Annotated in this window: 20 protein-coding genes and 2 pseudogenes; 6 read left to right on the top strand and 16 right to left on the bottom strand. The window is 41.1% G+C overall.

Features of this window, described 5'->3' with window-relative positions; all coding sequences use genetic code 11:
- Window positions 1-80: 80 nt before the first annotated feature.
- A complete protein-coding gene (locus ACXJY6_RS07030) occupies window positions 81-215 on the bottom strand; it encodes a hypothetical protein (protein ID WP_456049441.1) in 135 nt (44 codons plus the stop codon).
- Between ACXJY6_RS07030 and ACXJY6_RS07025 the strand changes: the two genes are divergently transcribed.
- Both ACXJY6_RS07025 and ACXJY6_RS07020 read left to right on the top strand, forming a co-directional pair.
- The gene (locus ACXJY6_RS07025; protein WP_458767827.1) at window positions 205-2,436 is read left to right on the top strand and encodes an arylsulfatase; all 2,232 of its coding nucleotides are present in this window, start codon (window positions 205-207) and stop codon (window positions 2,434-2,436) included. The two genes, ACXJY6_RS07030 and ACXJY6_RS07025, sit on opposite strands and share 11 nt — an antisense overlap.
- A 194-nt stretch (window positions 2,437-2,630) precedes the next feature.
- Window positions 2,631-3,896 carry an anaerobic sulfatase maturase gene (locus ACXJY6_RS07020; protein ID WP_458767826.1) on the top strand — a complete coding sequence of 422 codons (1,266 nt, stop codon included), beginning with the start codon at window positions 2,631-2,633 and terminating at the stop codon, window positions 3,894-3,896.
- Between the two features lie 52 nt (window positions 3,897-3,948).
- Here the strand turns inward: ACXJY6_RS07020 and ACXJY6_RS07015 are convergent, their stop codons facing one another.
- Entirely contained in the window at window positions 3,949-4,152 is a 204-nt protein-coding gene (locus ACXJY6_RS07015) for a hypothetical protein (RefSeq protein WP_456049438.1), read from the bottom strand.
- 281 nt (window positions 4,153-4,433) lie between these two features.
- Between ACXJY6_RS07015 and ACXJY6_RS07010 the strand changes: the two genes are divergently transcribed.
- Entirely contained in the window at window positions 4,434-4,886 is a 453-nt protein-coding gene (locus tag ACXJY6_RS07010) for a MarR family winged helix-turn-helix transcriptional regulator (protein ID WP_456049437.1), read from the top strand.
- 469 nt (window positions 4,887-5,355) lie between these two features.
- Window positions 5,356-6,768 carry a hypothetical protein gene (locus tag ACXJY6_RS07005; RefSeq protein ID WP_458767825.1) on the top strand — a complete coding sequence of 471 codons (1,413 nt, stop codon included), beginning with the start codon at window positions 5,356-5,358 and terminating at the stop codon, window positions 6,766-6,768.
- A 128-nt stretch (window positions 6,769-6,896) separates the two neighbouring features.
- On the opposite strand, the gene ACXJY6_RS07000 is transcribed toward ACXJY6_RS07005, so the two are convergent.
- Both ACXJY6_RS07000 and ACXJY6_RS06995 read right to left on the bottom strand, forming a co-directional pair.
- Window positions 6,897-8,600, bottom strand: coding sequence for a class I SAM-dependent methyltransferase (locus tag ACXJY6_RS07000; protein ID WP_458767824.1), 1,704 nt, complete (start codon window positions 8,598-8,600; stop codon window positions 6,897-6,899).
- A gap of 145 nt (window positions 8,601-8,745) precedes the next feature.
- Window positions 8,746-9,705: a DMT family transporter gene (locus ACXJY6_RS06995; protein ID WP_458767823.1), complete on the bottom strand. Its 960-nt coding sequence runs from the start codon at window positions 9,703-9,705 to the stop codon at window positions 8,746-8,748.
- An 84-nt stretch (window positions 9,706-9,789) separates the two neighbouring features.
- Between ACXJY6_RS06995 and ACXJY6_RS06990 the strand changes: the two genes are divergently transcribed.
- Window positions 9,790-10,305, top strand: coding sequence for a hypothetical protein (locus tag ACXJY6_RS06990; protein ID WP_458767822.1), 516 nt, complete (start codon window positions 9,790-9,792; stop codon window positions 10,303-10,305).
- A gap of 38 nt (window positions 10,306-10,343) precedes the next feature.
- Here the strand turns inward: ACXJY6_RS06990 and ACXJY6_RS06985 are convergent, their stop codons facing one another.
- The 10 genes and pseudogenes from ACXJY6_RS06985 to ACXJY6_RS06940 form a co-directional block, all read right to left on the bottom strand.
- On the bottom strand, window positions 10,344-10,757 hold the full coding sequence (locus ACXJY6_RS06985) for a DUF4174 domain-containing protein (protein ID WP_458767821.1): 414 nt from the start codon (window positions 10,755-10,757) through the stop codon (window positions 10,344-10,346).
- Window positions 10,754-11,822 (bottom strand): annotated as a pseudogene (locus ACXJY6_RS06980) (IS3 family transposase). The gene ACXJY6_RS06985 and the pseudogene ACXJY6_RS06980 overlap by 4 nt, the downstream one beginning before the upstream one ends.
- Window positions 11,823-12,029: 207 nt before the next feature.
- Complete coding sequence (locus ACXJY6_RS06975; protein ID WP_458767820.1) at window positions 12,030-12,452, bottom strand: thiol-disulfide oxidoreductase DCC family protein; 423 nt, start codon at window positions 12,450-12,452, stop codon at window positions 12,030-12,032.
- Window positions 12,453-12,510: 58 nt separating this feature from the next.
- Window positions 12,511-12,945: a DUF3429 domain-containing protein gene (locus ACXJY6_RS06970; protein WP_458767819.1), complete on the bottom strand. Its 435-nt coding sequence runs from the start codon at window positions 12,943-12,945 to the stop codon at window positions 12,511-12,513.
- Between the two features lie 17 nt (window positions 12,946-12,962).
- A complete protein-coding gene (locus ACXJY6_RS06965) occupies window positions 12,963-13,640 on the bottom strand; it encodes a flavin reductase family protein (RefSeq protein WP_458767818.1) in 678 nt (225 codons plus the stop codon).
- A gap of 432 nt (window positions 13,641-14,072) precedes the next feature.
- The gene (locus tag ACXJY6_RS06960; RefSeq protein WP_458767817.1) at window positions 14,073-14,327 is read right to left on the bottom strand and encodes a hypothetical protein; all 255 of its coding nucleotides are present in this window, start codon (window positions 14,325-14,327) and stop codon (window positions 14,073-14,075) included.
- Between the two features lie 15 nt (window positions 14,328-14,342).
- Window positions 14,343-14,546 carry a pyrimidine dimer DNA glycosylase/endonuclease V gene (locus ACXJY6_RS06955; protein WP_458767816.1) on the bottom strand — a complete coding sequence of 68 codons (204 nt, stop codon included), beginning with the start codon at window positions 14,544-14,546 and terminating at the stop codon, window positions 14,343-14,345.
- 102 nt (window positions 14,547-14,648) lie between these two features.
- The gene (locus ACXJY6_RS06950) at window positions 14,649-16,115 is read right to left on the bottom strand and encodes an FAD-dependent oxidoreductase (protein WP_458767815.1); all 1,467 of its coding nucleotides are present in this window, start codon (window positions 16,113-16,115) and stop codon (window positions 14,649-14,651) included.
- A gap of 528 nt (window positions 16,116-16,643) precedes the next feature.
- Window positions 16,644-16,826, bottom strand: a pseudogene (locus ACXJY6_RS06945) (hypothetical protein); the annotation flags it as partial.
- Window positions 16,825-17,325, bottom strand: a complete 501-nt coding sequence (locus tag ACXJY6_RS06940) for a DMT family transporter (RefSeq protein WP_458768083.1) — start codon at window positions 17,323-17,325, stop codon at window positions 16,825-16,827. The pseudogene ACXJY6_RS06945 and the gene ACXJY6_RS06940, both read right to left, overlap by 2 nt.
- 588 nt (window positions 17,326-17,913) lie before the next feature.
- Here ACXJY6_RS06940 and ACXJY6_RS06935 point away from each other — a divergent pair.
- Window positions 17,914-19,494, top strand: coding sequence for a BCCT family transporter (locus ACXJY6_RS06935; protein WP_458767814.1), 1,581 nt, complete (start codon window positions 17,914-17,916; stop codon window positions 19,492-19,494).
- Between the two features lie 191 nt (window positions 19,495-19,685).
- On the opposite strand, the gene ACXJY6_RS06930 is transcribed toward ACXJY6_RS06935, so the two are convergent.
- On the bottom strand, window positions 19,686-20,402 hold the full coding sequence (locus ACXJY6_RS06930; protein ID WP_458767813.1) for a 3'-5' exonuclease: 717 nt from the start codon (window positions 20,400-20,402) through the stop codon (window positions 19,686-19,688).
- A 12-nt stretch (window positions 20,403-20,414) separates the two neighbouring features.
- Entirely contained in the window at window positions 20,415-22,289 is a 1,875-nt protein-coding gene (locus tag ACXJY6_RS06925) for a DUF294 nucleotidyltransferase-like domain-containing protein (protein WP_456049429.1), read from the bottom strand.
- Window positions 22,290-22,423: the final 134 nt, after the last annotated feature.

Here is a 22,423-nt window from a genome sequence, read left to right as displayed (position 1 = left end):
TTCCGATTGCTGATGGTTCTGGTGGTTCCAGCACCCCGTCAACTGGAACTCACTTGACGAGGGAAACACATGGATAGAGGTCAGTGGAATAAGTTATTTAACAGACCTACAGCAGTAGGCACTGCACTTGCTGTTGCGGCAACAATCTCACCGCTCGGAGCAGGTCCACACGCAGCGCCAGCCGAAAAATCAGATGGCGAAAATATGAAAGACATGTCCGCTTCTGATCAGAAGACTGATACTCAAAAACAAACCGATCCTAATATTGTCTATATCATTTTGGACGATATGGGCTTCTCCGATTGGGGGGCTTTCGGGTCTGAAATCAAGACTCCTAATATCGACCAGTTGGCTGAGCAAGGGTTGCGCTACAACAATTTCCATGTATCGCCGCTATCATCCCCGACCAGAGCATCCCTCTTAACCGGTCGTGAAAGTAACACAGTCGGAATGGGTCACGTCGCAGCCTTTAATGGCCCACCAGAAAGAACCAACTTACAAGGGCGCATAACCCACAATGCTGCAACCATTATGCAGATGCTGAAAGAGAATGGTTACAGTACATATGGCGTTGGGAAGTATCATAATTCACCCAAAGTTCACAACACTCCTGCTGGCCCTTTCGACTATTGGCCTTTAGCTAAAGGCTATGATCGCTACTTCGGATTTCTCGATGGCGAAACGGATCAGTTCACGCCACAACTCATCAACGGCAATGAGACGCTGCCTCCAGTCGATGACGAAAACTACATTCTCAACAACGACCTGATCGCTCACGCAAAGATGTACATAGCGGATCACGCATCGGTCTACCCCGACAAACCCTTTTTCATGAATTTTGCCTTCGGAACCAGCCACTCTCCTATACAGGTCGTCGAGAAATACGTCGATATGTACGATGGGGTTTACGACAAGGGCTGGGACGTCATCAGAGCAGAGCGATTTGAGCGCATGAAGGCCCTTGGCATCTTCCCTGCCGACATGGCTCTTCCAGCTTCCGACCCAGGCATACGGCCTTGGGATAGCCTTAGCGATGAAGAGAAAGAACTCTACGTTCGCTTCATGCAAGTCTATGCCGGCTTTATTACCGAAGCAGATGAAAAAATCGGTGAACTGGTCAGCTACCTGAAAAAGGTTGGCGAGTACGACAACACCATTATTGTTCTGCTCAATGACAACGGTGCCACAGATGCCGGTGGACCTGATGGAACCGACAGTTTTGCAGCGGCGCTGGCAGGCGGAAAAGCGAGAACACTTAAAGATCTCTATCCAAAACTTAAAGAGATTGGCGGGCCTAATGTTGCAGGCCTCTATCCGAAAGGCTGGGCGCAGGTCGGCAATACACCATTCAAAGGATATAAAGGCAACGTATACGAGGGCGGAATCAGAGCCTCACTGCTAATCTCCTGGCCTGAAGGCGACTTCGCCGATAAGGGCAAAGTTCGCTCCCAGTACCTGCATTCAAGTGATATCTCGGCAACAATGCTCGATATTATCGATGCTGAAGCACCAACCGTATACAAAGGCATCGAGCAGCTTCCGGTTACGGGTGTCAGCCTTGCGAGCACCTTTAACAACGCCGAAGCACCCGAAGTAAGGGATAACGCCTTCGTTCTCTATCAGAATAAGTCCTATATCTATGATCAGGGCTGGGTCGCAATGACACAGGATTTCAGCTCCGACCAATGGGAACTCTACAATGTTAACGAGGATATGGGCCAAACCACCGATGTCGCAGCCAAATATCCAGCTAAGCACGATGAAATGAAGGCTCGCTTTTTTGAAATGACAAAAGAAGCTGAAATTCCAATGCTACCCTTTTCGCCAATGCTGGCCGCTTACATCCCTAAAGATGCAGCCTCCGCTAGGAGCAGTTTCAAATATTATCCAGAAATGTCACACATCATCGGCGGATTTCCTCCTCACTCAGGAAGCATGACCATCACTGTTCCGATTAGCAGAGACGACAAAAATGACGAAGGCGTTCTGGTTGCATTAGGTGACAACATCGCCGGTTATACCTTCTACATCAAGGATGAGAAGCTTGTCTATGAGTACGACAGCCATGGCGTTATGTATAAAGCTTCGTCAGACACGAATGTGCCAACCGGTGATTCCGTTGTGAAATATGTGTTCGACAGAAAGAGTCGCAAGAACGGTATCGGCACACTCTTCATCGACGACAAGCAGGTCGGTCAAGGCGAAATCGGAACCTCTGCGAATCTCGGACCTGAAGGCATGGATGTTGGTAAAGACCTCTTCCTTCCTGTTAGCAAGGCATATGCCGACGAAGAGAATGGTTTTGCCTTTAGTGGAAGCATCGATTACGTCCAGTTCGATGTTAAGCCATTCATGGCTGGGCCTCCTCCGGGTGCTGGCAAGCCAGGTGCAGAGGGCGGTCGTCCACCGGGTGCCCCTGCCGCAGCAAGTCACTAGACCATACTTTAAGTTGAATATTTTATTTAACTTAAAGTGCTAAGAGCCGAGGCTGGGTTTTCCCAAAAGGAATCCCAGCCTTGGCTCAGCTTTTATGTCATTTAGCGGAGCGGCCTAAGGTTGTAGTGGCACACAGGTCGAAGGTTAATTTTTCAAACTGAACTCACCCCACAACATAGAGAAAGAGATATAAAATGAAAACCGATGATCGCCAAATAGGAAGCGGCTATCACATGATGGCAAAACCGATGGGGCCTCTGTGCAATTTAGATTGTGAGTACTGTTTTTATTCAGAGAAGAAATCATTTCTTCGAAAGGAAAATTATTACCGCATGTCGGATGAGGTACTCGAAGCCTTTATCAGTAAATACATTTCCTCACAGGATATTCCAGAAATTCAGTTTGTCTGGCAAGGAGGCGAGCCGTCTTTAGCGGGCCTAGATTTCTTTGAGCGAGTCGTTCAAATTCAAGCCAAATACGCGAATGGCAAGTCAATCGTCAATGCCCTGCAAACCAATGGGACATTGCTGAATGACCAGTGGTGCACTTTCTTAAAAAAGAACAGCTTCCTCGTCGGCCTAAGCATCGATGGGCCAGAGCTATATCACGACCGCTATCGCGTTGACCATTCAGGCAAACCAACATTAAGCAAAGTCCTCACCGCGCTTAATTTATTGAAAAAATATGACATCCCTTACAATGCTCTTGTCTGCGTTACCAGAGAAACATCAAAACACCCACTCGAAATCTATAATTTCCTAAAATCGCTGGAGATTGAATACATCCAATTCACGCCTATTGTAGAAAGGGTTCCAAACGATTCGCAGTTGAAGCAGGGGCTCAAACATGCAGCGCCACCTATTTATGATGAAGAACTGGATGTCACTCTATCACCCTACTCTGTTGAACCGGCCGTCTATGGTGACTTTTTAATCCAGATTTTTGAGCAATGGGTGCGCACCGATGTCGGCTCGGTTTTTGTCGTCAATTTTGAGTGGGCACTCGAATCCTGGTTGGGGCTACCATCTACAATCTGCATTTTTGCCAAACAATGTGGCAGCGCATTAGCATTGGAGCACAATGGCGATATCTATTCCTGCGACCATTATGTCTACCCCGACTATCTCCTTGGCAATGTCCTAAAAGAAGACCCTAAAAATATGGTTGCCTCAGACCAGCAGCAGAACTTTGGAGCAAACAAAAGCACCTCGTTACCAAAGAAATGCCTTAACTGTGAAGCCCTATTTGCGTGCAATGGGGAGTGCCCCCGCCATCGCTTTTTAACCACCCCTAGCGGTGAACCGGGCTTAAACTATCTCTGTGAAGGTTATTACAAATACTTCAGGCACATCCATCGCTACATGAAGGTCATGGTTCAGTTGATTGAACAGGGTCAACCCGCTTCCAAGGTTATGGACGTCGTTAAAGGCCCACTCGTCATTATTAAGGAAAAATCGTGAAGGGAAACCAAATCTTAATGGCAAATGGGATAGAAAAAGATTCAGCTATCGACTAACTGGGAATAGAATTCATCGTCTTTGTTCGATATGGATAAAGCTCACCATTTTGATAAGTAAACTCGTACTCAGAATTGAGTTCATCCACGTAGCTAAGTTTGATATTGTTTGGCTCAATGCTATTTATGATAACGCTATTTGGATCACATGAAACGAGATCCGACACTTTATCTAACGCTTCTTTTACCTGAAACCTCATATTCCACCTTAACTTTTATTAGACTCTACTCGTTATACTAGTAGGTGAATATTTGATGTGTAAAGTATAAGTAATGAATTCAGTTGAATAACATTTTTGGGACAAGAGAGAGATAAGAAACAGTCGTTATATTATTTGGTGGCTTTAGTTAACCTGCAGTGTGAAAGACGGCAGAATAGCGTAAGTTAATTTCTTCTCTTGTTTTTTCCTTTGTCTACCGAGACTTGTGTGACATCATGTAAACTATAATCTACGTGCTTGTATAGGATTTAGACAGGATCATGATATCAAATCACACAAAATACCCACTAACCAACTATTTCATGCATATAGAAAAACTGCTTAAAGACAAAATGAGATCCTCATTGGGTAGCTTGGGAATTCACTTTGGCCAGGCTCGAATTTTAATTTCGTTACTCGATTATGACGCCTTAACACAAAGAGAAATTGCTCAAGGATTGGACATCAAACCCGCGACTGTGACCAATTTAGTCAAAAAAATGGAGGTTTCGGGGTTAATAGTGCGAAAACAAGATACTCAAGACGACCGAATTATGAATGTGTCTCTTACAGAGCAAGGCATAAAATCGGCTAAAATTAGCTTAGAAATCATGGTTGAACTTGATAATGAATTACGCAAGTCCCTTGATTTAGATCAGGTTAAAGACCTCACATCTTCCTTAATCACCGTACGTAACTCTCTTGGTGGTGATAAGCCTCACATTATAAAATAAAACCTTTTGTCCCGCCTACCTAATTGGTTTAACTTTCTAGTTAGTTATCTAACTATTACCTAGCTAACCATTATTCAACTAACTATTACTTAGCTAACTATTATTTATCTAACTATGGATTAACTAATATTCATGCTCGTAATGCAGTTCTTTGACACAAGATAAGTTTGTCTACGCTCAATGAAGCGTAAAACACTGTAACTCGTGCTAGATAGAAAAATGTTGATGGATAATTCAAAAAATTTAGCAGAAATAAGTGCACTAGACGCTTAGCTAAATTTGTTGTGGATACATATTGTCATCTCACGACGCTTTATCGACCAGCCACTGAAGATAGGTCATTAATGGGAAATTCATCATGTGTTGCTCAAAGTTGAAAGCCCTTTATCTCTTACCAGCCGTTAATCTAGAGTTTAATTTTATTAAAGAATTCAATGAAATAAACTAAAAATACACTGAGGCGCAAGAAATGAAATATTTGAATAACGTGAAAAAATTTGCCGTACTGCCACTGGCCGCCATTATTTCTTCAGTCTTATGCACATCCGCATTCGCTGCTGGGTTTGCTACAGAATTTGAGAAACCTGCCGAGCCTGAACACCCAAGAGATGCCGTTGATGAAGGATTCGTTCGACCATCTGCAGCCGCGCTTGGATTTAGTATGAGAAACCAGTTTGCAGTTAGAACATATAGTCTCGATGATCGTGCCTTTAAAGATGGTGAGGGTTCAGAGTATACCACCATGGCATATAACAACGTCGGGTCGTATACCATTGATGAAATAAGTACGATAAATTGGTGGGTCAAAGCTGTAGATGGAATCATGGGTTATGACAGTGGGGTAAGCGACGATTTATCCATGGCTCAGAATGAAGGCTCGGAACTCACCATTGCTCAGGTTTACGGACGAGTGAAAACTGACACTGTCGATTTGAAAGTCGGTATGATGCCGGTGTTCTTTGGCGGTGGTTATAACCTGCAAGGTGATAGTTTTACCGGTGTAGACCTAGAATATACTCTACCTACGAGTACCGTTATCCACACGTTCGGTGCTATCACTTCTGAAAACGATGATGTTAGCTCTGGAAATGATGGCTATTCACCTTTCGAAGGCAACGAATATATCGATGGTGACAGTGGAACCGACGAGGATGCATACGCTTATGGTATCGAGGTCGGCCATGGAAATACAGCAGGTGGCATGTCTGCTTACTACGTTCGTAAAATCGATCAATTGACGAATGATGACAAACAATCGGTTGGTGTAGCAGGCAGTTATAAAACCGGTAAACTTCGTTTTACTGGTGAGGCGATGACCTTCTTTGGCGACGACGGCAGTGGTACAGATTATGATGGTACTCAACTGGTAATAAATGCCAAATACCAACTACCTGCTGGTTATGTAAACACCAAGCTTTATTATGCAGCTAGTGTAGATAACGATAAAACTCAGCAAGTTAACATATTCAAACAAGGGATGGTCCAGCCTTTCAACGAAGGTCTTGGCCAGATGTTTGATCACGATGACTCGAATCTGCAGATGTTTGGTAAACCGACCACCCCGTTTGCAATTACCAAAAACTCTGGTGTTATCGGTGCCGTTGTCAGTGGCATGTATAAGCCTTCAAAACCAATGACGCTTACCGGTGGGTTGATGTACCTGGTACCTGAAGATAGCGATAACAATACTGAAGCTAATATTTTTGTCTATGATTATACTGGCTGGACGAGCCTAGCAATCCTTAACGCGGCTGCTCAGTATTCCATTAGTGATCATGTAAGTGCTGGCGTTGGTTTATCTTATACATCGTTTACTGCTGAATCAGGCAGTGACCTGGATGATGGATTAGCTCTTGGCCTAGGGCTTGTTTTTGATTTCTAAACGCCCTCTTGAATAAAACAGCTAAATAGAGAAAAGTAAGTTCCAGCCATTACCCGTGTATCTGGTAATGGCTTGTTTTTTAATTTGGGATTAACACCAGATTTAAGGTTTTCTACAGATTTAATGATTTACCACTCCCTCACCAATAATCTGCTTTTTACCCCACTAATTTGCAATCCCATCGCTTCAAACACCTCTTCGAATTCACGGCATTGCGAAGGGATATTGGGCAACGATAGCGATGCTTCTGAAAAAAATCGTTGAGTGTTAACATCATTATCACCCCAAGCTAATTGCCACCAATCGAGTATACGATGTTTGGAATGAACCAAACGTTCTCGCTTAGGTAACCGATCTTTTTTATTTTGATTTTCCTTTTTCGTTGTTGGCAATAAGTTCCAGCGATCATTATTAGGCCAATACGAAAAAGGTAAGCAATGATCGACATGATAATCTTGAGTAATTTTTGTATTACTCCAAACGCTGGAAATTCGAACATTATCACGCTGTAAATCGTTAACTCGCTTTCTCACATCACTTGTATCGTGTTCTTTATCTACCCATATCAAGCTATTATGATAAGTCTGCAAGGTAATTTGACGCTCTTGATTGAGTTTAAAGCGCTGCATTTGCATAACCCATTGATTAACGACCAACGGCTCAATCCATGAATTATATAAGCGAAAACACTCCCACAAGCTCTCTTTAAGTACTAACGAGCCAAAACCTGAAAAAAATTCATTATCTAGAACGATACCTGATTCCATTTTTCGGCGTTTGGGAGGAGTCTTCGTTCTAAATTCCTGATTTTTATCTTCAATAGAGCCACTGTAGATAAACTTGATTGGTCCCCGTTTCATCGTTTCAATTGAGTCTTTGAGGGTATTTTGAATTGCTATTGCGTCATCACCAGTAAAGAAACTACCAATTGCCAAATCATCCGCTAAAAGGTGAGTAATTATATCCCAACCATCAGGTTTGATGAACGCCAGTCCAACCTTAGTATTACTATTTTGTTGAATATTTTCTATATCAATTAGACGCTTATACGCTTTAACCCAATACAAAGCGACCAACCCCAACGGAATAGACACCTCACCTTCTGAACTGTCGATCACGCAACCGGGGTGAGCATCAGCAATACGTAATAAAACTCGAAGTAGACCAAGCTTATAGGTCGAACTTTTGCTGTCATTAACAATAATATGTCGCACTTTGTTCAAATCACCAGAGCCATCATCGGGCAATGACATCACGACCGTATGCCAAGTAACCGTTGTGCGTCCTAGAGTGTCATCTGAGTGTGTTTTACGTCTAACCAGCAAAGCGGTATCTTTAGCGAAACTCTCGAACTCTTCAATCGAGACAGGGTAACTTTCTCTTCCATCAGAGAATTCACCATGACGAAGTGAAATCACCAATCGACCGTTAGGAGCAAGTAAGTTGGATAACTTCCTAAAAGCTCGGCTTCTATGACTCGGTGCTAAATGCATCCATACGGCACTGACTAAGATAAGATCAAAACGTATACCCAAGTTTTCGATCTTTTTTAAAGAAGGGAGCGAATCTTTTACCCAAGTCACTTTATCGCCCGTAACTTGTTTTCCGCATTCAAGCATCGCAGAAGAAGGTTCTAATGCGATAATATTCGCTCCTCGTTCTGACATCCATTTCGAATCTCTACCCGTTCCAGCACCAACATCTAATACTGTTTCACCCATTCCAGGCCAAAACAGTTCCCAAGATTCATGCACTTTTTCAAACTCTAAAGCATTATATCGCTCTGAAAGTCGATGAGCATTTTGGTCATAAAAAGAAGAAGTTGAAGACATAGTGCGCGCCATTTAATTAGGTCATTAAATCATATACAGATTAGTGTCAGGGAGCCAACTGATATTTTAAGGGGGTTACCTGAGAGAAGAGGATGTTTGTAGTGGTAAAAGTGAAAAAGAACAAACATATACCCGCCTCAATACGCTAGCTTGCCCTTATATCTACCCGCTTACGCGTTAACGCTATACCCACAATGATCAATAACATTGCAACTAAGCTACGTAATTCGATCGCTTCGTTCAAAATAATCGCACCAGTAAAATACGCCACTAAGGGAATAACGTAATTAATGTACGACAGAAAGGTTGGGCCTGCGGTGCGGACAACGGAAAACAGTATAATGGTGGCACAGGCCGTTGGCCCGACACCCAGCCACAACAAAGACAACGTGGACTTGAAAGAGTAGCTTTGTTGCCACGGTAAATCTTGCCAAAGCCACAATGGGACTATGGCGACACTGGACACAATCATCACACCCGCTGCCGTGACGATAGGATCAAAGGAAGGTAAGCGCCGTGCTAAAATAGCGTTCACCGCATAGCTAAAGGTGGCGAGCACGATCAGTAGACCACTGAGTAAATTGTTTTGAGTTCCTACTATCGATGGTCCAAGTACAACCGCCACGCCTGAAATACCCAATAGAAAACCGAGTATTTTAAAACGATTGAGACGTTCCCCAACCACAAAATAGTGCGCCAAAATCATCGTTGCTAAAGGCATAAAGGCCATCAACAACCCTGTAATTCCTGAGCTAACATCCTTCTGACCGATGGAGATCAAAAGAAACGGCAATAGATTACCCACAGCACCCAACAGTAGAAACACGCCCCAAGTTAACGGTTCCTTGGGCAAGCTCAAACCTTTGGCAAGCATAAAAAACGTGAGAATAACCGCTGCGAACAACACTCTAAGAGAGACGATTCCAACAGGGCTAAAACTTTCCAGAGAGACAGTGGTAAACATAAATGACGTACCCCACAGTAGAATCAGCACTAGCAGAGATAGCCAATCTTTAATGGTAGGTGTGTAGCGGTGAGGCATGTGTGTGTCCCAATTATCGTCAATGTTGAGGAGTTTAAACGATCCCGAAGCGAACGAACCCATTTTTTCTTCTCATACCATGAAAAATGATCGATTTACAACAATTGGCGTATTGTAATCATAATATGTAAATTTTAAGGAAACCCGATGCCGAAATTATTGCTCTCTAGCATCACTACTTTGCTATTTTCTATCAGCCCATTCGCACACGCCGATATAGAAGTCCGCTTTGTTGAGAGCGCACCCAAAGATAGATTTGTAGTAAACAACAACGGTGAATGCACCATGCAAAACATCACTGCGAATATTGATTTATCCAACAGCACAGGCAAACTGATTTTTGATACCACAGCCACAGGGGCTGGCGTTGAAGTTTTTCAACCTTTTGAATCAAGTGATGGAAATATACAACTTGCTAAAGGTAATCAAGTCAATGATGGGGCAACAACATTGTCCATCAACATTGCTACCCTCAACGCTAATAGCTCGACTCACTTTACCATTGATGTAGACGACACCTTAGAGCAAAGCGAATTGGGCAATATACGCGTCTCTGAATCAGAAATTGAAAACGCCACAATTAAAATAATCTCGATGGGCACAACGTCAGAAGCAAGGTTTGACAAGAAAGGCCAAGCTTTATTGGCGCATAACAACTGTTGAGTTACTTTATTGAGAAAAGAAGGACGAAATGGTTAGCTTTACAGTTTTCCATTTCTAATCTTAGATTGACGCATTGGCATAGCATCGATTGATTTGAATACCGACAGCACATCAAGTGAAGAGTATCTATTTTTGATACCACCATCTTTACCGATCAATATTACTTTTACTTCAGGATCGTGATGCTTTTTATTTGCGCCCGCCAAAAAATCATCAGAAATTTCACCGCTATAATTGCTAGTAACCTCAGTTTTTGATAGCAGAAACCAAACCAGATCCCTTTCATCAATCCCATCGGTGAGTGTCTCCAAACTACTTTCCAGCCTATCTTCAGACCAAATTAGCAAGACTCTATTTTCCCATTGTAATTCGGATACATCACGCAATAATTTTTCATGACTATTTGCGAATAATGGAAATAAAGACATAACAATTAATATTATTCGTGTCATTTTCTATCCTTGTGACTCAAACTGTGATTAAAGTTTTTCCTTTGTTGTGATTTGGACAAATATTCCCAAGGAGTAAGATCTCCCAGTGAATCATGTGGCCGTTCATCGTTATATTCCTTAACCGAGACTTCCGTTAGTTCTCGCACTTCATTCAACGTTTTAAATACGTACATATTCAGAATGGCATCACGATAGGTTCGAATAAATCGCTCAATATAAGAATTCTGAGTGGGCTTTCCTGGTTTGATAAATTCAGGCCCGTTATCCATTATTATCTTTGGTGGATACCCACGCCATGCAACAACTCTATCAAGCACTCGAAGTATACGAACCGTTGGTAAGCTCAAGTCGATTTCTATTGCCAATGCTTCACGATTAAAATCATCTAAAAGGTTAAACGTACGAAAACGTCTTCCACACTGTAAAGAGTCGCTCATAAAATCCATAGACCAACATTCATTCTCATGGTCTGGCACGCACAGCGGTATAGGGTGACGAGTTGGAAGCCGTTTCTTACCACGTCGGCACATTCAGGTTTAACAAACGGTATACGCGATAGACACGCTTATGGTTCCATTTGTAACCCCATCGTTTTAAAGTCTTAAATAACCTACTAAATCCGTATGCTGGATAGCGTTCAACCGCTGTTCGAGGCGCATCAATGACCTCATCGTCTCGATGTAGATCCGGCTCGTACCGATAAACTGAATCGCTAATATCAACAACTCGCACGCTCTGCGTTGGCTGGCGTTATGTTTGTATTTCACATAATCAACCAACTCACGGCGAACCTATGGCGTTACAGCTTTTCTTCGATAACATCTTTAAGGATTGAGTGATCCAGACTTAAATCTTCATACATCTGTTTTAATCGACGGTTTTCTTCTTCAAGCTCTTTCAATCGCTTGAAATCAGAGCCTCCATACCGCCGTATTTAGACTTCCAGTTATAATACGTTCCGTCCGAAATACCGTATTCACGACAAACATCCGATACTTTTCGGCCTGCTTCAACTTCCTTCAAAATCTTAACGATCTGCGATTCCGTATAGCGTGACTTTTTGATCATCGTTCTCCGTTTTATTTAGCTTAAACGGAAGAACTCTAAATCGGAATACACCTATTTTAGGGGATGGTTACAACTTCGTTAGTGATTGTATTTACTCCACTCAGTGTCAAAAGCTTCTGGTGCGGATCAGTCCATTAAGAAGCTCAGTTTGAGTCACTGCTTGTTTGATTTATAGTAGATGATTAAATATTTTTATAATCGCTGTTAGCGCCGACGATTAATGTTGGTTAGTTTATTATAACAAGTCCCTGATGAGCAGCTACTTGTTTTAACGCCGAAAACTTTAGCAATTGTGGGTGATACTGAATGCCTATGTTTTGCTACACCTAAATAAATCCAATGACTGACTGTTTTTATGATCGGCCAATTCAGTGGTGCGACCCAAAAACCTTTTCCTACTAACGTCCAAGCACGATGAGTTACTTCAAGACCTAATAATAAATCACCTTTATAGACGCCATGGAGTATTTTCATTGCTTTCTCAAAGTCAATTTCGGGATAAAGCCTGCTAAAATTTTCTTGGTGTATATCTACAGTTATTATTGCATTGTTTATATCACTCTCTTTGAGGTGCTTCATCTCTGCAGAGCACATTGGGCAATGCCCATCATAAAATATGGTTAACATTGTTAATCCTTTTTTCTAAGTTTACGGGCAAATATGTATATGGGTAAAATTGAAATCATCACCACACAATCAAGGCTGTGAGCTGTAGTAAAATGACAATCACCGTAAGTTGTAAGCGCATTGCCAGATATCCCTTCAAGCTCTCTTTGCATTCTGTAACCTTAGCGAGCCTTGACTCATACAAAAATAAAGCGAGAAAGTTAGTCGCTAGAATAGCTAAACCTAAATGCTGATTTACCAGTAATGCAAGAAAAGCAAAAAGACTAAAGATATTACTTATATAATTTTGTTGAGTATGTGTTAGGTGGATCTTGTTTATCTGTTGATCCTGATTTTTCCACAATGTGCCTGCAACAAAACTTAAAATGATAGCGCTATAAGCCATGAATGCTTGTTTACTTTCTAATTGCCACGCAACGTCATTTATGCTCAGGTATAAGCTAGCAAACAAGGGAATTAATCCCATAAAACCGAGTATTTTTATTGTTCTCATGGTAATCCAAATAGTACTTATAAATTGAAATCACGTTGGCTATTAACTGACTGCCCATTGAGTGTTATTTCTTCAGTAAAACACGCTGGTTTCGCATAACTTAAACGCGATAATCGCTGACTAGCATGATAATTATCTAATCCTGAGATACTAACTGTGTTTAAATATTCAATATCAATGTAGCCGTCACTATAAATCGCCTTCTCATTACAAATAATGTCCGTAATTTCACCGATCACGAGTTGTGTATTATTAAGTGAAATAGGCATTATCTCGCGTAAGGTTAATGCGTATTTTAGTTCGCTCTGTTTAACAAGAGGGGCAATATTTCCATCAATATAATGCTCGATTAACCCCGTTTCATTAAATTCACTTTGCTCCCTTTCATATCGGGCAGAAGTTTGGTGAGCTTGCTTATAAAAGGATTCATTAACTTGATTAATCGTGTATTGCTTAGTTTGCTTAATATTTTCCAATGTATGGCGCGTCACGCTATGTGGTCGGGTAACAAAAGCAACTAAAGCCGGTGATGCGCCAAGGTGTACTACTGAACTAACCATCGCTAAATTCGTTTGCCCTTGATTATTGATAGTGCCAATGAGATTAGCACTTTTAAAACCCGATAGACTGTTAATTAAGTGTGCTCTATATCGATCGTTCATCGTTGTAAGTTGCTTTTCGCTGATATGCTTCATTAAATCACTTAGGCTGTTGAGTTATTTTCATTTATACGAGTGTAAGGCTATTTAAGATCATTTTTTGATACAGACTTAGTGGTAGGAATATATTTAATAAAGGTACCGTGCATCTATACGCCACTGATTTAGATGATATCTCAGGGTGTTGCATACGTGTGTATTTAACAAGAATCGATTTTAAGGAATCTCCATGACGTACATAAAAAGAAACTATGGGTTATTGTATTTGTAATGATGGGAACCGGAGAGGTTATGACAACTGAAGAAGCAAAATTCCTAGTTGTATTAAAAAGATGAAGTTTTTAGTTGTGTCGCTACGAGCCATATGTTTTTACAGAGGCTCTTGATAATGGTGATTTTGAAGACCAGAAGATTATTGCGTTAATTGGTTGATATCCTGCCAACCTAACAATACTGCTCGATCCCTCCTTATTGAGCGAGTGGAAACCAATGTGGCGCAGCACGTTTAGTCCACTTCGCAAATCTGACTTTATCACCAATATAAAAATTTCTGTAGGCGCTTACTGCATCACCATCCACTTTATATTTGTCTGGCATCGCTTGAGGAAAAGGAGTTAAGCCATTGGCCTGAAATGAATAACGACTAATTTCATTTAGTATTGCTATTGATTTATGATCGGCTCGTTTATTATATCGATACTTATATTCGTTATTGAGTGCCAACGTTAATTTTTTAAGCTACAAAAAATTATCATATGATTGCTCAACCCATAATACTGAAGGATGATTTGTATGGGTCGTCTTGTAAGGAGTTACGAAACCTTTTTTATTTAACGCAGTACAAAGAAGTTGTACACTTTCTAAAATCATTTTCACAACATGCTGATCACAGTGGTATTGCGCACATTTTTGAATATCAGTATCTAGAATAAAAATGTTCATTCACGCCTCATATTTTTAGTAATGATTTTAATCAGAAAGTAAACTTAACTCTGCCAAATGTCTTCGCAGTGAAGCTTTCTAATCAGGGTTTTAAGAAAGTTATTAAGCACAAATAACTTGTGATTCTGTCTTATTAAATGTTTGTTCAATATTTCGATAAGCCAGTCCGCTAGGATAACCACGCTGATTTGTGTAAGTTAAAGCACGTTGTGTAATTGCTTCATCACTAATAGAATTTGTAATTGCAAACTCTCTACTACCTTGAGCCGATTTATTAACATAGCCTAATGAAATTAACTGTTTTGTTATTTCATCTGCACAAGTTAATACTGAAGAAGCTTTCACTATTTCACAACGTGCATAATTATTGTCTTCAAATGAAACACCTGCAGCGCGCAGGCTTGCATCATCACCAGGTATTTGCTGCGCACCAAATAATGGCACATCGGTTACGCTTGCCTCTAAGAAACTTGGGATGAACTCTGCAATATGCTCAATAGCTCGCTGAGTACGAAGTTTAGTTTCATCCAAAGACCAACCTTTGTAGATTTTATCTAGAAAAGGTTGTCCTAGCTTAGGTTGAGCACTATTTTCGTCATTGGCAATCAGTCCATCGTCAAATAAGGTGATTTTTTCAGTCATACCATGTATTTGGATCACGTTATCTGGATAAGGTGTAAACTGTGCCATGCCATGAGGAGTTCCCCGCTCACCGTGGAAAATAACTTCAGGCCAATAGCTACCCATTCCATCCCATTGCGTTACATAAGCAGCCTTGAACTCAACAATACGTTGCTTGTGAAAACCTGCCGCATCATCTATTTCACCGCTTTTAAAACCAGCGGCATTAATTATGTAATCAAAATATTCAAAGACTTCTTGTTGGCCTTTCTCAAAAGACACTTTCCAACCTTTATCTTCTGCATGCGTTAGTTTATTGACTTTAGTATTCAGCAGAATGTTACTTTTTGGGTTCTTTTCTAATGACAATGCCGCGCTAGCTCCTAATCGGAATACATTCCAGCCAAATTCTTGAACCAGTACTAAGGGAAATTTAAGAGTGGATAAATCCACATGCTTAGCAATCGGTATCATCCACTCTTCCGGTGTACTCGGTACTGCGACGTCATCCAACCTTGCTAATGCTTGCATCTCTTGTAATTCAAATAAGCGGTAATAATCCTGCGCTGCGCCGAGCACTTCATTATTAGCATCTTGTCGAATAAGTTGTTCATATTCACGCGTTAGCATTTTTAAACGAGGTAATAATGCAAGTGCGTCGCCACTGTCTCTTTTAGGTACAGCAATCACTGTCGGGCGGTAATCAATAGAGTCAGGAAATAACCTTAGCGTGTCGATAGACTCTTTAAGCAAGGTGACACACTGTTTATCGGATATTTCACGATATAAGTTACCACCAGCATGCAAATGACATATAGGAGGACCATTAACTAAGCTTGTTCCTTTCTCAAACAAACTCACTTCAAGCCCTATTTCACTTAAGTATAAAGCAACAGAAGCCCCTGCTATACCACCACCTATAACTGCAACTTTTTTGCTCTTTTGCATGATATCCCTACCCCAATGACAAGAGTGCTAGTTTGTTTGAATAATCTTCTATTAATTCATTTTCATTGGTTGTCGCGAGGCGCGTAATGGCTTTACATATTGTTAGTTTGCGACTCTAAAATTAAAACAAATTATATATTCTTAATCTCAATACGACGAGAACGTAAAAATAGTTCATTTATTTTTTCATTATTTATGATTATTAATCTAAGGATGTTTTCAACTTACCTTTTTCCTCGTCGCGCAAAAGCCTTCTAACTTTATACGTCAAGCCGACCAGGGGATAGCTAAGGTACAAAGTTGAGTATCTAGTTTAGAGACTGAAATAAGCCAATGCCTACCATCTGCAAGCCTATATGACTTTGTTTTGGGTTTTAGACTAGTGATTTGCCTTGCGGATAAACGATATAAACTACGTCCCATGATCACCCCATTAGTATGCTTAATTTAGTTAAAATAAGGCCAACTTTTGAAGCATACTATTTTGATATTAACTCACTGTTTTAACGTGTGTTTTTTATAGGGAAAAATATGTATCTTAATCAGGTCTACTGAATCATCTAGCTCTCCGTACATTTGAAGAGCTGCTCCTACGTACACTCGTAATAGTATTGGCAACATCTCTATATAATTTTTGTGGAAAATGAGGGAATGGCCATCGTTGAGAATACTTGCTGGTAATTTCTGGTGTGCTTTCTCGCATTGCTCATTAAAAGGTGGCGAGCACGATCAGTAGACCACTGAGTAAATTGTTGTGAGTCCCTACTATCGATGGTCCAAGTACAACCGCCACGCCTGAAATACCCAATAGAAAACCGAGTATTTTAAAACGATTGAGACGTTCCCCAACCACAAAATAGTGCGCCAAAATCATCGTTGCTGAAGGCATAAAGGCCATCAACAACCCTGTAATTCCTGAGCTAACCTCCTTCTGACCGATGGAGATCAAAAGAAACGGCAATAGATTACCCACAGCACCCAACAGTAGAAACACGCCCCAAGTTAACGGTTCCTTGGGCAAGCTCAAACCTTTGGCAAGCATAAAAAACGTGAGAATAACCGCTGCGAACAACACTCTAAGAGAGACGATTCCAACAGGGCTAAAACTTTCCAGAGAGACAGTGGTAAACATAAATGACGTACCCCACAGTAGAATCAGCACTAGCAGAGATAGCCAATCTTTAATGGTAGGTGTGTAGCGGTGAGGCATGTGTGTGTCCCAATTATCGTCAATGTTGAGGAGTTTAAACGATCCCGAAGCGAACGAACCCATTTTTTCTTCTCATACCATGAAAAAATGAACGATTTACCACAATCGGCGTATTGTCATAGCCAAGGTAATATTTAAGGAAGTCCTATGCGGACGTTAAAGTTGTACGCAACAGCCACCGCTTCAATGAGAGTCTATTATTGTTGAAGTTTCTCTCCTGCCAATGCATTAAAGCGACTTCAGATTAATCGATGAATTCACAAATGATCTGATATTTCCTTATTAAACGACTAAAGGTCAAATATAAACTAAAGCAATCTATTATGAACCATAAAAGAGCCACTTGATTTTAAAAATATATAAAAGGGCCAATAATGGTCTTTATGCTGCCCACTATGTAAATCCTATTTTGTCCTCAAGTGTATGTAAGTTGAAGGGAGCAAGCCTCTGAAATTAATTGTTTGTTATCTACGCAGTTAAGCACCTTTTTAATCTGGTTGTGCTTTTAGGACGGAATTCAGGCATCACTTTTGTTATTATGCATTTGCGAGAATTGATAAGATGAGCATATGCTCTAAACGAGGAAAAATGAATTCAAATAAGGATAAATATAGTATAGATAATACCGATTATACTATTGGGCGAGATAATGTGCAGAAGTGGGGATTTGATATCCACAATGCTGTTTTCGGAATAAGTGCTGGATTGATCATTGCGTTTTTAATTGCGATCATGGTGATCGATCCTGAAGTGTCTAAAGCTGGTTTAGACGGTTTAAAATGGAAAATAATCGGTGCTTTTGATGGCTTATTTATGTGGTCAGCAAACTTTTTCGTTATTTTCTGCTTGATACTCGTGGTGTCACCATTTGGTAAAATTCGCCTTGGTGGTGAACAGGCCAAAAGTGACTACACTACGTTGTCATGGTTATCAATGCTATTTGCCGCAGGCATGGGTATTGGCTTAATGTTTTGGGGAGTCGCCGAGCCAGTCGCATACTTTACCGGTTGGTATGAAACACCATTAAACGTAACGCCTAATACACCTGAAGCCGCTAAGTTGGCCTTGGGAGCGACCATGTTTCACTGGGGCTTACACCCATGGGCTATCTATGGGGTTGTCGCTTTATCACTCGCATTTTTTGCCTTTAATAAAGGCTTACCGCTTTCAATGCGTTCCGTATTTTATCCTATTCTAGGTGATCGTACTTGGGGATGGGCTGGACACATCATCGATATTTTCGCGGTTATAGCAACCTTATTTGGTCTGGCGACGTCTTTAGGTTTAGGCGCGCAACAAGCGGCAAGTGGTTTTCATCATGTATTTGGTATTGATTCAGGTATCACCACTCAGATAACCATCATTGTCGGCGTGACATTACTTGCCATTATATCGGTGGTTCGTGGGATTGATGGCGGTGTTAAACTGATCAGCAACGTCAACATGATTTTAGCGATTGTATTGGTGGTATTTGTTGCATTAGTGACCCTAGCTGTCTCAATGGGAACAGTCCCAACAACGGTAATGGGCTATATAGAGAATATCATTCCTTTAAGTAATCCACATGGCCGAGAAGATGAAGCTTGGATGCATGGTTGGACGGTATTTTATTGGGCATGGTGGATTTCTTGGTCACCATTTGTAGGTATGTTTATTGCGCGTATCTCTTGTGGTCGCACAGTGCGTGAATTCATTATCGCCGTATTAATTATTCCAACACTTGTGACTATTATATGGATGTCTGTATTTGGTGGCGTCGGGATTGATCAAATTATTAATAATGTCGGTGAATTAGGTGTCAATGGTTTAACGGAAGTACCGTTAGCAATGTTCCAAATGTTTGATCAACTTCCATTCGGTAGCATATTGTCATTAGTGGCTGTGGTACTCGTTCTAGTTTTCTTTATCACGTCCTCTGATTCAGGCTCTCTAGTTATTGATAGCATTACAGCGGGTGGTAAAGTAGATGCGCCTATACCTCAACGCGTTTTTTGGGCCTCAATTGAAGGAGCGATTGCGATTGCTTTGCTCTGGGTTGGTGGAACTAATGCTATCCAGGCGCTGCAAGCAGGCACCATCTCTACCGCTTTACCGTTCACTATTATCTTACTCGTGATGTGTGTGAGTTTGCTAATGGGGATGAGAACAGAACCGCACTCTAGAAAATAGGGTCTTGGATGGGTGTGAGTTAACCATACCCTTCTAGTTGATTGATAAAAGCCGATTAGCAATGGTTAATCGGTTTTTTTATACCATCAGATTTTTGAACATGTTTTCCCCTACTCTTTCCCCAGCGAATCGATTTCCTCACGATTCACCCACTCACCGTTCTACTGCTATACCCACAGCAACACAAATAACTAGAGCCATAACTTTTTGATGGGTATGTCAGGATCATAATGATGACGAATCTGCGCTTGAAATAACTCTGCTGTTGCGATGGCATCCGTTAATGCATCATGCGGCTGGTAACTCGGAAGATTGTAGCGTTGGCGAGAACTCCCCAAACGGATAGATTTCGGTTTCTTACCTTTTAACCAATTATAAACACCGGACACGGCTTTACGTTGGATATTAGCTTCAATTTGCATCGTATCAATCACTGGAAAAACGATACCTTCATTGATTGATGCGCGTAAATTACGATCTAAAAAATTCCGTTCAATATTACGATAATGCACCACCACGACTTTTCCCGCGAGTGCCTCTAAGAGCGGAGATAGTACATGGCTTAAATCCGGAGCATCTATTAAATCAAAATGTGTAATGCCATGGATGACCACAGAGTTTTCATCCAAGTTATCTTGAGGGGTGATAAACCATTTTTTTGCTCGGTTACAAAAGACTCGATCGAGGTTAAAAGGAATTAGACCAATACTGATAATACTATTTTCTTCAGGATTCAAACCTGTTGTTTCAAAATCTAACGCAACAAATTCGATATCCTTGATCGCCGTTTCGTTGTGGTATGTACCCGCACTATAAAATGTTTTTAAACGCGGATCTTTACATAACCGAGCTTGTAAACGTAAATGTGCATCCCAGCTAACAATGTCATTGAAGGTAATACTATGCATGAATAGATTGCCTTAAAATTTATTCGCTGTGTAACGGTATTTTAGGAAATTTTGAGCATTACTTAACACCAAAAATGCATCTTTTAAATTACGTCTTTCAAGATCGGACATATTTTCTGGCTCAATATTATTATCCGGTTCAATATTTGACTCTACGTCTAATGCTTGATGACGTAGTCGTACGAGTGAAATAAGCTCCATGGCGTGTCGTAAATCCTCCCCTTTAGACTTAGGCAGAATACCCGCTTCAATAATGTCCTCCAATCGGCCAAAAGAGTTTTGCGAGTGCGAACCAATGGCTAAAGCATGAACCCGAATAAGATCTGCAAGTGGCGCGGTACCACGGCGTTTTAAGTTGATTGAGTTATTATGACGACCATCATTTTCCATGACAAAGTCTTTAAAGAAACCCAGTGGTGGTTTTCTATTTAACGCGTTACGAGCAAGACAGGCTAAAAATCGGTTGTTCTTTTTGGCACTTCGTAAAATAAAGGCATTCAGTTTTTCAGCCCATTTGATACGCCCATGCACTCCGGTTAAATCGAAGAAGATATTGCAATTTAATAATGCTTTTGGATTAGGGTTATCAATCCAATCAGCAAAACAGGCTTCCCATTCCGCTTGAGTTTTTCGGTATTCAGGGTTGGTTGCCATAATGTCACCGGTGCAATAAGTGTAACCACATGCCGCTAAGCCGTCACACACATACTGGGATAATTGTTCAAAATAAGCACCGTGGACTGTGACATCGTAACTGTTATCTAAAATCAATGCATTGTCTTGGTCGGTAACCAAAAGTTGCTCATCACGAGCCATAGAGCCAAGCGCTAGAAAGCAGTATGGAATAGGCGGTGGGCCAAACTTATCTTCAGCTAACATTAATAAACGCTGCTTAAAACTGCGCCCAATTTCCGACATTGCACGTCCCACCATATGTGAGTTGGCATCTTCATTAACCATGCGCACAAAGGTATATTTTAGATGGGTTGAGAGTTGAGCCAGCTCCTCAGTGGTTTGCTGCTCAAAAATACTACTCGCAAATAACAGACTGTTTTGTGATTCATAACGAATGATATCGGAGGCGGTAATGAGACCAATAGGACGCTTATTTTTGAGGATGGGTAGATGGTGCACATTATAGCGAAGCATGATTAACATCGCTTCTGAGATGTAGGCATTTCGGTCTAACGAAATAAGATCCGTTGTCATCACTTCAGAAACAGGATTGTCGATGCAAATACCTTGCGCCACCACTTGTGTGCAAAGGTCATGTTCGGTGATCAATCCAACAAAGCCATTCGTTTCAATTTCACTATCGGGGTCATTAATTAACGCAGCAGATTGATATTCATCTGCCATGGTTTTTGCAACGTCACGAATGGATGCAGTCAACGGTAATATTAGCGGGTCACGCGCTATCAGTGTCTTTACTTTAGACGTAGTGAGATCATTACCGCCCTCGTTTTGATTTTTTACGGCTTGTTTTAAGCGAGCACTGTCCTCTGCTTCGACAAAATCGGCAAAGTATTCAAAACGCTCGCATAAGCTATAAAAAACCGTGTCTGGGATGCAATACAAAAGCGTATCTTTAATTGATTTAGCAGGAAAGCGTACTTTATTGTTAGTGAGTAGGCCCATTTGACCGAATAACTCACCCTGATCTAATCGATTATGAAGCTGACCGTTACGTCGATAAATTTCAACGACACCACTACGGATCATATATAACTCATGGATATCATCTTTAAACGCAATAATATCAGTATCAGCGCGGCTGTAAGATATCTCAACACTCTTGGCGACTTCTTGTAATGCGTCTTCTGGTAACTCATCAAAAGGAGGATATTGTCTAATAAAGTCTTGAATTTCTAACAGTTCAACTTCCATGAGTTACTCTGTATTTTAAAGGATAATTAACAAGGGATTTTACACGAAATCAGACTTTCCACACCTACTGCTATTCAGAATTGACTCATTTAATGCGTGTTCAGGCCGTGTTCACCAACTAAATTAGATTGACT

The sequence above is a fragment of the Vibrio phycocola genome (assembly GCF_054404255.1).
Note: the sequence above shows the minus strand (reverse complement) of the source record. Positions and strands in the feature narration are given on the sequence as shown.

Excerpts from the sequence above, each read along its gene's own strand:
- ACXJY6_RS07025 (WP_458767827.1), top strand. The coding sequence starts at position 205 with ATGAAAGACATGTCCGCTTCTGATCAGAAGACTGATACTCAAAAACAA.
- ACXJY6_RS07030 (WP_456049441.1), bottom strand. The coding sequence starts at position 215 with ATGTCTTTCATATTTTCGCCATCTGATTTTTCGGCTGGCGCTGCGTGT.
- ACXJY6_RS07020 (WP_458767826.1), top strand. The coding sequence starts at position 2,631 with ATGAAAACCGATGATCGCCAAATAGGAAGCGGCTATCACATGATGGCA.
- ACXJY6_RS07015 (WP_456049438.1), bottom strand. The coding sequence starts at position 4,152 with ATGAGGTTTCAGGTAAAAGAAGCGTTAGATAAAGTGTCGGATCTCGTT.
- ACXJY6_RS07010 (WP_456049437.1), top strand. The coding sequence starts at position 4,434 with ATGATATCAAATCACACAAAATACCCACTAACCAACTATTTCATGCAT.
- ACXJY6_RS07005 (WP_458767825.1), top strand. The coding sequence starts at position 5,356 with ATGAAATATTTGAATAACGTGAAAAAATTTGCCGTACTGCCACTGGCC.
- ACXJY6_RS07000 (WP_458767824.1), bottom strand. The coding sequence starts at position 8,600 with ATGTCTTCAACTTCTTCTTTTTATGACCAAAATGCTCATCGACTTTCA.
- ACXJY6_RS06995 (WP_458767823.1), bottom strand. The coding sequence starts at position 9,705 with ATGGGTTCGTTCGCTTCGGGATCGTTTAAACTCCTCAACATTGACGAT.
- ACXJY6_RS06990 (WP_458767822.1), top strand. The coding sequence starts at position 9,790 with ATGCCGAAATTATTGCTCTCTAGCATCACTACTTTGCTATTTTCTATC.
- ACXJY6_RS06985 (WP_458767821.1), bottom strand. The coding sequence starts at position 10,757 with ATGACACGAATAATATTAATTGTTATGTCTTTATTTCCATTATTCGCA.
- ACXJY6_RS06975 (WP_458767820.1), bottom strand. The coding sequence starts at position 12,452 with ATGTTAACCATATTTTATGATGGGCATTGCCCAATGTGCTCTGCAGAG.
- ACXJY6_RS06970 (WP_458767819.1), bottom strand. The coding sequence starts at position 12,945 with ATGAGAACAATAAAAATACTCGGTTTTATGGGATTAATTCCCTTGTTT.
- ACXJY6_RS06965 (WP_458767818.1), bottom strand. The coding sequence starts at position 13,640 with ATGAAGCATATCAGCGAAAAGCAACTTACAACGATGAACGATCGATAT.
- ACXJY6_RS06955 (WP_458767816.1), bottom strand. The coding sequence starts at position 14,546 with ATGAACATTTTTATTCTAGATACTGATATTCAAAAATGTGCGCAATAC.
- ACXJY6_RS06950 (WP_458767815.1), bottom strand. The coding sequence starts at position 16,115 with ATGCAAAAGAGCAAAAAAGTTGCAGTTATAGGTGGTGGTATAGCAGGG.
- ACXJY6_RS06940 (WP_458768083.1), bottom strand. The coding sequence starts at position 17,325 with ATGCCTCACCGCTACACACCTACCATTAAAGATTGGCTATCTCTGCTA.
- ACXJY6_RS06935 (WP_458767814.1), top strand. The coding sequence starts at position 17,914 with ATGAATTCAAATAAGGATAAATATAGTATAGATAATACCGATTATACT.
- ACXJY6_RS06930 (WP_458767813.1), bottom strand. The coding sequence starts at position 20,402 with ATGCATAGTATTACCTTCAATGACATTGTTAGCTGGGATGCACATTTA.
- ACXJY6_RS06925 (WP_456049429.1), bottom strand. The coding sequence starts at position 22,289 with ATGGAAGTTGAACTGTTAGAAATTCAAGACTTTATTAGACAATATCCT.